Genomic DNA, 7,756 nt, shown 5'->3' with positions numbered 1-7,756 from the left:
AGGTAACACGGGTGCTACCGGTGCTACTGGACCTCAAGGTGTTCAAGGTAACACGGGTGCTACTGGCGCGACTGGACCTCAAGGTGTTCAAGGTAACACGGGTGCTACTGGCGCCACTGGACCTCAAGGTGTTCAAGGTAACACGGGTGCTACCGGTGCCACTGGACCTCAAGGTGTTCAAGGTAACACGGGTGCTACCGGTGCCACTGGACCTCAGGGTATTCAAGGGCCAACGGGCGCGACTGGTATAGGAGTTACTGGACCTACCGGACCTTCTGGTGGGCCTCAGGGACCTACTGGACCTCAGGGACCTCAAGGTAACACGGGTGCTACTGGACCTCAGGGTGCTCAAGGACCTGCTGGCGCGACTGGACCTCAAGGTGTTCAAGGTAACACGGGCGCGACTGGACCTCAAGGTGCTCAAGGTAACACGGGCGCGACTGGACCTCAAGGTGTTCAAGGTAACACGGGTGCTACTGGCGCGACTGGACCTCAAGGTACTCAAGGACCTGCTGGTGCTACCGGTGCCACTGGACCTCAAGGTGTTCAAGGACCTGTTGGTGCTACTGGACCTCAAGGTGTTCAAGGGCCAACGGGCGCGACTGGTATAGGAGTTACCGGACCTACTGGGCCTACTGGACCTAGTTTCCCTGTAGCAACAATTGTTGTAACAAACAATATTCAACAAACAGTACTACAATTTAATAACTTTATTTTCAATACTGCAATTAACGTAAACAATATTATCTTTAATGGCACAGATACAGTTACAGTTGTCAACGGTGGTATTTATGTAATTAGCGTATCTATTTCTACAACTGCGCCAGGATGCGCTCCTCTTGGAGTAGGCATTTCAATTAATGGGGCAGTCGCAACTGATAATTTCTCTTCAAATTTAATAGGCGACTCACTTTCATTTACTACAATCGAAACATTAGCAGCTGATGCAAGAATCTCTGTCCAATCTACTCTTAATGAGATTACGATCCCTGCAACAGGAAACACTAACATCCGCCTTACTGTATTTAGAATCGCTTAAATTTCACTATATATTGTTTATGACAAATAAAAAAAGAGCGAGGAAACTCGCTCTTTTTTGTTATGTACAATAATTCATTACTATTCTAATTCAATTGAAACATTTTTTTGTGGTACAAATGTAGAAATTGCATGTTTATAAATAAGCTGTTGCTTACCTTCTGTTTCCAGCAGGACTGTAAAATTATCAAATCCTTTAATTAGTCCACGAAGCTGGAAACCATTTAATAAGTACAGCGTAACAAACGTATTTTCTTTACGGAGTTGATTTAAAAACTGATCTTGAATATTGATTGATTGCTTCATGTCGAATCCTCCTCTTTTTCTCTACTTACTATTATTCGACTTTACTTGTAACTTTCCTTCTATGTATCGTAAAATTTCTGACGTTTTTTCACCGTCTGTAACATCAAACCACGTGACGTCCATTTTATTACGGAACCACGTTAATTGACGTTTTGCATAACGACGCGAATTCGTCTTTAATTGTGATACCGCATCTTCTAAAGAGGCTCGATTCTCAAAATAATCATAGATTTCTTTATATCCAATCGCTTGAATAGATTGACAATCTCGTATCCCTCTATTATACAGCCCTTCTACTTCCTCTAATAGGCCTTGTTCCATCATCAAATCCACTCGTAAGTTAATGCGATCGTATAGCATTTCTCGATCCATTGTCAAGCCAATTAATGAAACATCATAGAGTAACTCTTTTTCTTGTTTCTCAATTTGGTCACTCATTTTTTCACCCGTCGTGTGGAAAATTTCTAACGCCCGAATGACACGTCGTGCATTATTTGCATGAATACGCTCCGCACTTTCTGGATCTACTTCTTGCAATTTTTTATGTACATATTCCACACCGCGTTCTAAAGCTAACTTTTCCATTTGCTCTCGGTATATCACATCACCAGCATCATCTGTAAACTGATAATCGAATAAAACAGATTGTATATAAAGACCGGTCCCACCAACTATAATTGGTAATTTACCACGTTCTGTAATTTCTCGAATATGCTTGCGAACACGTTCTTGAAATTCCGCGACAGAAAATGAATCTTCCGGATTTTTTATATCGACCATATAATGTGGAATTCCGTCCATCTCTGCTTTTGTTACCTTTGCAGTTCCAATATCCATCGTTCGATAGATCTGCATGGAATCACCACTAATAATTTCACCGTTCAACGCTTTAGCAAGATCGATACTTAACTTTGTCTTTCCAACAGCAGTTGGTCCAATGATGACAGCAACTTTTTCACGTTGCACTTCTCCCATATCATTCAACTCTCTTTATGTAATATACTCCATCTATTGATTATACCCAATCTTACCAATTTTAACGGCATGATTGCAAGTTCTTTCATTTTGGTACATGAAATTATATATAAAAAGAACATAGTTTGTCCAATTCTGCATATACATGATAAAAATAGTTTCGAGAGGATGAGTTAACTATGAAACAATCCACCATCAATTTTTCATCTTTGACAAAAGACCTCATTTTAGCTACTTCTACAAAAGAACAAAATTGTTCACAAGAGGAGTTATACTTCGCCCTAAATTGTTTACTACGGGCTTTTCATTCTACTCTCCATGAAACAACATTACATCCAGAAAATGAAAATACAGAATATATACAAACGCAATTTTGCAGTGCATATAAAATTATTACAGGTAAAACTATTTATCCTTTTCAATAACCCATAAAAAGCGGTTGCTTACATAAATTCAAGCAACCGCTTTTTATATTAATATCGATAACCTATTGTATAACTTTCACTTTTACAGATTTGCGCCCCCAGCTATTAGCACTACCATCTGAACCGACCAATACATCAATACGATTTCCTTTAATCGCACCACCAGTGTCTCCAGCAATCGCTTCTCCATACCCTTCTACCCATACTTTTGATCCAAGCGGAATTACTTTCGGATCAACAGCAATTACTTTCATATTTGGATTTGCTGTTAAATCATGCCCCATTGCAGTTAATACACGACCACCATACGAACCATTCTCACTCGGATCTGCTGTATATGCCGTCGCTTCTACCGTAATTTCACGACCACCAGCAGGCGCACTTGTTTCAGTAGATTTTGCAACTGGTTTTGCAGCCGGTTTTTCTTTTACCACAGGTTTACTTGATTCTACCTTCTTAATAGACTCTTTATTCTTAACTACTGTATTATTTTTAACCGGCGTATTTGTTCTAGCTGGCGCTTCTTCTTGAGCTACAACCTCTTTCTTTTCAATTACAGGTGCCGTTCCTGTTAAAAATGGCACGTGAACATATCCGACTTTTCCATTGTAGTCGAATTGTAACCATTCATTTTGAACATGATTCGTCGTTTCAATCACATCATCTTTATTAAGTTTACCTAAAATTTCAGAATCAGTATTCGCTCCAGCACGAACATTTAATACACCCGCCGTTACATAATATGTGCTCTTTGTAAACTCAGCACTTACAAACGCTTCCTTACCGTTCAACTTAATTTTTGTCCATCCATTTTCTGTATTTATAACATCTAGTGTATTCCCACTTAACACTTTACCTACAAGCTTTGACTCTACATTTGGGTTTTCTCTAACATTTAATACGTCTGTTGTTACAATTGTTTCCGCTTTAGCAGAACCCGCAAAAATCCCAAGACCAAAAACTGCTGCTGTTGCTATACCTAATAATTTTTTCATGAATAGCCTCCATTTGCTTTGTTTTCGTATTTTTATTATAGCAACAGATTTTTAGAATTTTCGGAAATCACACAATTACAAAGCATTCGTAATATACGATTAACGAGTTGTAACATAAATTCCCATATTAATAAAATGTATTTCTAATACAATTTCCAATGGTGTTCATATATTTTTCATATACGAGCGCAAGAACTTTTTCCAGAAAAAATTACAGTGTTACTTTTTTGTTACAAAAAATTCACAATTCATTACATCTTTTACTAAAAAACATCAATATTCAATTGTTAACCTATTTTTTTGTAATAAAAAGAGAGCAGCTACTAAAAACTGCTCTATTTTCATTTGTTATTGAACTTTCTTTTTCCAAACACCTAGCATAATAGCCGAGACAATTGTTCCAATTAATATAGAGAAAATATATAGTAACGGTTTATTTACTAACGCTATTACAAATAATCCACCATGCGGTGCCGGTAATGTAATTTGGAATAACATAGATAACGCCCCTGCAATACTTGAACCAACAACACAACTTACGATTACTCGAACCGGATCTGCAGCTGCAAACGGAATCGCACCTTCTGTAATGAATGATGCTCCCATAATATAATTTGTTAAACCAGACTTACGTTCCGCTTCTGTAAACTTTGATTTAAAGAATGTAGTTGCGAATGCAATCGTAAGTGGCGGTACCATACCACCAGCCATAACTGCTGAGTGCACTCCAAAATTCTGCGCTTCTATTGCAGCAATACCAAACGTAAATGCCGCTTTATTAATTGGACCCCCCATATCAATTGCCATCATACCACCTAAAATAAGACCTAGTAATATAGCATTCGTACCGTTTAAACCATTTAACCACCCTGTCAACATTTCATTTAATGCTACTACAGGCGGAATTACTACTTTTTGCATTACAACTCCTGTAATCAATAATCCAAAGACTGGATATAACAATACAGGTTTAATTCCTTCTAATTGTACTGGTAGTCCTGAAAATAATCTTTTCAACCCTAAAACAACATATCCAGCTAAGAAACCAGCAATTAATCCACCTAAAAATCCCGCATTCGCATTCGCCGCTAAAAATCCACCTACAACACCAGGCATAAAACCAGGACGATCAGCAATAGAACTTGCAATAAATCCAGCTAAAATTGGTACAAGGAATAAAAACGCACCTGTTTTTCCTCCACCAATTGACATGAACAATTCAGCTAAAGGACCTTCCGCCTTTATACCACCAAACGAAAACGCTAGCGCTATTAAAATCCCGCCACCAACAACGAATGGAAGCATATTACTTACACCGCTCATTAAATGCTTATAAATTCCTAATCCCTTTTCTCCCTCAATACTTTCTGACTTCCCGTCCTCTTTTACACCTTTAAAGATTGGTGCATCTTGTTTGACAGCTCGTTTAAGCAGATTTTCCGTTTTTCGAATCCCATCAGCAACTGGCACTTGAATGACATGTTTACCAGCAAAACGATTCATTTCTACTTGTTTATCCGCCGCAACAATAATAGCTGTTGCACGTTCAATATCCTCTTTCGTTAAACCGTTTTTAATACCCGTTGATCCATTTGTTTCAACTTTAATCGCTATTCCTAACTCTGTCGCTTTTGCTTTTAAGCTATCCGCTGCCATATATGTGTGAGCGATTCCAGTTGGACAAGCTGTAACAGCAAGTACGTACGGTTCATCTCCTTCTGGTTTTGCAACTTCAATCTCTTCTTCTTTTTCATTCTCTTGTTCATCAAATAGTTGAAGAAGCTCACTTTCATCCTTCGCTTCTAATAGTTGCTTGCGAAACCCTTCATCCATTAATAATGTCGATAAACGAGACAACGTTTCTAAATGAGTATTATTCGCTCCTTCACTTGCAGCAATCATAAAGAATAAGTGTGCTGGCTGTCCGTCAAGCGACTCATAATTGATACCGCTTACACTTCTACCAAAACAAATCGATGGTTGTTTAACAGCCTTTGTCTTCGCATGAGGTATTGCAATACCTTCCCCTATTCCCGTCGTACTTTGGGACTCCCGCTTTAAAATAGCTTCTTTAAATTCCATTTTACTATTTAAACGATTTGCCCCGTTTAATTTCTCAACTAATTCATCTATGACAGCTTCTTTATTTGAAGCTGTCAAATCCATAATGACTGTATCCCTTTTTAATAGTTCTGTAATTTTCATATGTTGCTTCCCCCTATCGCTTAGCTACAATTACTTGCGACAATAATTCTTCTACTTTTTCCTTCTTACATAAATCAGCTGAAAATGCTGTTGCACTCCCTGTTGCAACGCCGTATTGAAATGCCTTTTCAATATCTTTTGTCTGTTCATATTTGCCTACAAACCCTGCAACAAGAGAATCTCCGGCCCCAACTGAATTAATTACAACACCTTTTGGAACAGTCGCTTCATATATACCTTCTGCCGTAAATAATAAAGCTCCCTCTCCAGCCATCGATACGATAACGTGTTTTACACCTTGTTTAATTAATTTTCTTCCATAAGGTAAAACGTCCTCTACTGTTGAAAGCTCCACTCCAAACAACTCACCAAGTTCATGGTGGTTTGGCTTAATTAAAAATGGCTTATTTTTAATTACATGTTGCAGTGCACTTCCACTTGCATCTACTACTACACGAATACCTTTTTCAGCTCCAAACGCAGCAATTGATTCGTAAAAGGTACTTGGAATAGAAACTGGTACACTCCCAGCAAGTACAACACAATCTCCAGGTTGCATACTCTCAATTTTTTTCATTAACTGTTCGAACTGCTCTTTTGTTACAATAGGACCTTGGCCATTTAATTCTGTTTCTTCTTCCCCTTTTATTTTCACATTAATGCGAGTATCTTCATCTACTTGGACGAAGTTTGTTGTTACACCTTCCGTCTGTAATACCTCTTTAATAAATTGACCAGTAAATCCACCAGTAAATCCAAGTGCTATATTTTTAACACCTAAACGCTGAAGAACACGAGAAACATTAATGCCTTTTCCTCCAGGAAACTTCATATCTTTCTCCGCTCGATTTATTGTTCCTAAATCAAAAGAAGAAACTTGCACTACATAATCAATAGATGGGTTTAAAGTAACTGTATAGATCATTTTTTATCAGCCTCAATTACATTGGTTTGTCTTTTATATTTTTCTAAATCAATTTCTAAATGGTTTGTAATAATATTTGCATCTTCAACATTTGCAATTTTCGCAAATGCAACTTCTGAAAACTTACTTTCATCAATTAAGAAATATCCTTCGTTTGCTAATGTTAATGCCATTTGTTTTAAGAGCGCTTCTTCTGGATCTGGCGTTGTAAAGCCAAGCTGTTCATGTACACCATTTGCACCTAAAAAACATTTATCAAAACGATACTTCTGCATACTTTCCTGTGCCATAGCACCGATTAAAGCTTTCGTCCTACTCTTCATCATTCCGCCTAGTAAATACGCACGAATATTATTTTCAACTAAAGCTTCAATATGCATAAGTCCATTCGTAACGACAGTAACATCTTTATTTATTAAAAATGGAATCATTTCAAATGTTGTACTTCCTGCATCTAAATAAATACAATCACCTTGGTCAACAACGCTAGCCGCATAATTAGCAATTTGTTGTTTTATTTGAATGTTTTTGGATGATTTTTCAACCATCGTTGGTTCTTTCCCTTTTCCTGTTAAAACAGCAGCACCACCATGAACTCTTTTTAATAACCTTTGCTTTTCCAATTGTGCTAAATCACGGCGAATTGTCGACTCAGAGCTTTCTGTTCTTTCAACTAATTGCTGTAATTTTACAACTTTCTGTTCTTTTACAAGTTGTAATATCATTTGATGACGTTCAGGAGTTAACATTTTATTCACCTCTTCTTTGATTACAGTATAATGAAAACGGTCACAAAAATCAACCATAAACAATCAAAAATAATCAAAAACATCCACAAACGTTTATAAACATCAAAAAAGAAACCTATTCGATCAAACAATCAAATA

General features: G+C 37.5%; 8 protein-coding genes. 2 read left to right on the top strand and 6 right to left on the bottom strand.

The window, feature by feature from the left end:
• Positions 1-1,039: Gly-Xaa-Xaa repeat protein (locus MR143_RS22805; protein ID WP_242280992.1), on the top strand; the 1,039-nt coding region annotated here is incomplete at its 5' end.
• 80 nt (positions 1,040-1,119) lie between these two features.
• On the opposite strand, the gene hfq is transcribed toward MR143_RS22805, so the two are convergent.
• Both hfq and miaA read right to left on the bottom strand, forming a co-directional pair.
• A complete protein-coding gene (gene hfq / locus MR143_RS22800; RefSeq protein WP_000813896.1) occupies positions 1,120-1,344 on the bottom strand; it encodes an RNA chaperone Hfq in 225 nt (74 codons plus the stop codon).
• A 21-nt stretch (positions 1,345-1,365) separates the two neighbouring features.
• On the bottom strand, positions 1,366-2,319 hold the full coding sequence (gene miaA, locus MR143_RS22795) for a tRNA (adenosine(37)-N6)-dimethylallyltransferase MiaA (protein ID WP_000504932.1): 954 nt from the start codon (positions 2,317-2,319) through the stop codon (positions 1,366-1,368).
• 179 nt (positions 2,320-2,498) lie between these two features.
• Here miaA and MR143_RS22790 point away from each other — a divergent pair, with 179 nt between their 5' ends.
• Positions 2,499-2,744, top strand: coding sequence for a hypothetical protein (locus tag MR143_RS22790; protein ID WP_000814428.1), 246 nt, complete (start codon positions 2,499-2,501; stop codon positions 2,742-2,744).
• A 62-nt stretch (positions 2,745-2,806) separates the two neighbouring features.
• Here MR143_RS22790 and entD read toward each other — a convergent pair whose 3' ends face one another.
• From entD to MR143_RS22770, 4 genes are all read right to left on the bottom strand, one after another.
• Positions 2,807-3,739: a cell wall-binding protein EntD gene (entD, locus tag MR143_RS22785; RefSeq protein ID WP_000734615.1), complete on the bottom strand. Its 933-nt coding sequence runs from the start codon at positions 3,737-3,739 to the stop codon at positions 2,807-2,809.
• Between the two features lie 348 nt (positions 3,740-4,087).
• A complete protein-coding gene (locus MR143_RS22780; protein WP_199717659.1) occupies positions 4,088-5,944 on the bottom strand; it encodes a PTS fructose transporter subunit IIABC in 1,857 nt (618 codons plus the stop codon).
• 13 nt (positions 5,945-5,957) lie between these two features.
• A complete protein-coding gene (gene pfkB, locus MR143_RS22775) occupies positions 5,958-6,869 on the bottom strand; it encodes a 1-phosphofructokinase (RefSeq protein WP_000640861.1) in 912 nt (303 codons plus the stop codon).
• Entirely contained in the window at positions 6,866-7,618 is a 753-nt protein-coding gene (locus MR143_RS22770; RefSeq protein ID WP_000957273.1) for a DeoR/GlpR family DNA-binding transcription regulator, read from the bottom strand. Before MR143_RS22770 ends, pfkB begins: the two co-directional genes overlap by 4 nt.
• Between the last annotated feature and the right edge of the window lie 138 nt (positions 7,619-7,756).

It is taken from the genome of Bacillus cereus group sp. BfR-BA-01347, assembly GCF_022663835.1.
Lineage (GTDB): Bacteria > Bacillota > Bacilli > Bacillales > Bacillaceae_G > Bacillus_A > Bacillus_A thuringiensis_K.
This window is presented reverse-complemented; position numbering and strand designations above follow the sequence as displayed.